General features: G+C 49.1%; 1 protein-coding gene. It reads left to right on the top strand.

The features are described from left to right. Window positions 1-82 precede the first annotated feature (82 nt). On the top strand, window positions 83-1,567 hold the full coding sequence (locus VK958_RS06320; RefSeq protein ID WP_325239912.1) for a choice-of-anchor I family protein: 1,485 nt from the start codon (window positions 83-85) through the stop codon (window positions 1,565-1,567). Window positions 1,568-1,984 lie beyond the last annotated feature (417 nt).

Below are 1,984 nucleotides of genomic sequence, written 5' to 3'. Positions count from 1 at the left end.
GAAATATTGGTGACATGCCAGCTTCAAGGATTTGTCATATTCGCTGAGTATTCTCTAAACACTTTTGAGGAGAGTATACACAATGAAAAAAATGACTTTAATGCTGGCATTGGCACTGGGTTCACTCAGTGCTGCAGAAGCCGCAAACACTTACCAGATCAGCAAGGAATGGTCTTTTACCCATAGCGGTAGCGGCTACCTGGCTGAGATTCCTGCATATGATGCGATCACCAATACCATCTGGGTGGCAGGTGTGAAGGGCGTGGATGTACTGAACGCCAGCACCGGCAGCCTGGTGCAACGTATTGATACCAGCGCTTTCGGCAGCATTAACAGCGTGAGTATCAAAAATGGCCTGGCTGCATTCGCGATTGAAAATAACACGCGTACTAACGCCGGTATTGTGCAACTGTACGATACTTCCAGCAGAAGCCTGGCCGCCGGTACCAATAGCTTTACGGTAGGGGCTTTGCCGGATATGGTGACTTTTACGCATGACGGTTCAAAAATCCTGGTAGCGAATGAAGGCACACCGGATAAATATGGTTCACGTATCGGTAATTCCGTGCCACGTAACTATGGTACCGCAGCGAACGACCCTGTTGGCAGCGTAAGCATCATTGACGTGGCTTCACGCACAGTAGCTGCGACAGCAACATTCACAGGCGTGCCGACTTCAGGTTCACATATCCGCACCAATACCGGAATGGATTTTGAGCCGGAATATATCGCGGTGAGCCCGGATGGAAGCAAGGCTTATGTGACATTGCAGGAAGCCAATGCGATTGGTATTCTGGACCTGCAAACCAACAGGTTTACCAACGTGGTTGGCCTGGGCACAAAAGACTTCAGCCAGCCAGGTAACTCGATTGACCCGTTGAACAACGGCAGCATCAGTTTTATCAATCCAAATGTCAAAGGCTTGCCTATGCCAGATGGCATTGAAGCTTATTCTGCAGCTGGCAAGACTTACCTGGTGACTGCGAACGAAGGCGATTTCCGTGAAGATGACGGTGACCGTTCAGCTGCCAGTTCATTAGGCGCGACCGGCGAGCTGGCTAATATCCGCGTGTCTAATACGGATTCTTCGCCTGGTGATTTATATGCGGCTGGTACACGCTCATTCAGTATCCTGGATGAGAATGGGGCGCTGGTGTATGACAGTGGCGACATCCTTGATAAAGAAGCAGCAGCGCGTGGTATCTATGATGATGGCCGCAGCCGTGACAAAGGCGTTGAGCCAGAAGGCGTTGAGTTGTTTACGCTGGGTGGACGTACCATTGCAGCAATAGGCCTGGAAAGAACACTGACTGGTGCGATTGCGTTGTTTGATATCACTGACCCGACTAAAGTCAGTTTTATCGACATGATCGTGTCTACCGGTGATTTGGCACCGGAAGGATTGACTGCGTTTACGTTTGGTGGGAAATCTTACTTGGCATTTGCTAACGAAGGCTCTAATACTACTTCGTTGTATAGCATCAGTGCAGTGCCAGAGCCAACTTCAGCCGCGATGCTGGGCCTTGGCCTGGTAGCGATGAGCATGATGCGTCGCCGTCAGAAATAAGCTAATCACATCAATACACACGGTATCACTTAAGGAGCCAGGCATTGATTTGCCTGGCTCTTTTGATTTAAGGGTGGCCAGTAAATGTGTGCGGGCATGGTTGGGCGCATGTGTCATTTCCTGACATTGGGTTCTGCGTTATAATCGCGCAGATCATTTCAAAATCAATGGGGCGAAGATATGTCGGGGTACAAGGAAAGTTCAAGCATCAAAGAGTTAATCATTGTGATACCAGGCACAATTATTGGATTCACTCTTTTAGTGTCATTATTAGCTTATTTGTTTGGCGTGATTGGCAGTGAAAAACCTGAGCCAGCAAAAGAAGTCACCGAAGCAGCAGAACAAAAAATCGCGGCAAACATCCAGCCAGTTGCGACGGTTGAAGTGGCAGCGGACGCTGGTGAGCACGTTGAAAAA

Source organism: Methylophilus sp., assembly GCF_035460085.1.
GTDB lineage: Bacteria > Pseudomonadota > Gammaproteobacteria > Burkholderiales > Methylophilaceae > Methylophilus.
The sequence above is the reverse complement of the archived record's forward strand: the minus strand, read 5'-3'. Positions and strand labels throughout refer to the sequence as shown.

Bases quoted from the DNA above. Each gene is read 5' to 3' on its own strand.
- VK958_RS06320 (WP_325239912.1), top strand. From the start codon at position 83: ATGAAAAAAATGACTTTAATGCTGGCATTGGCACTGGGTTCACTCAGT.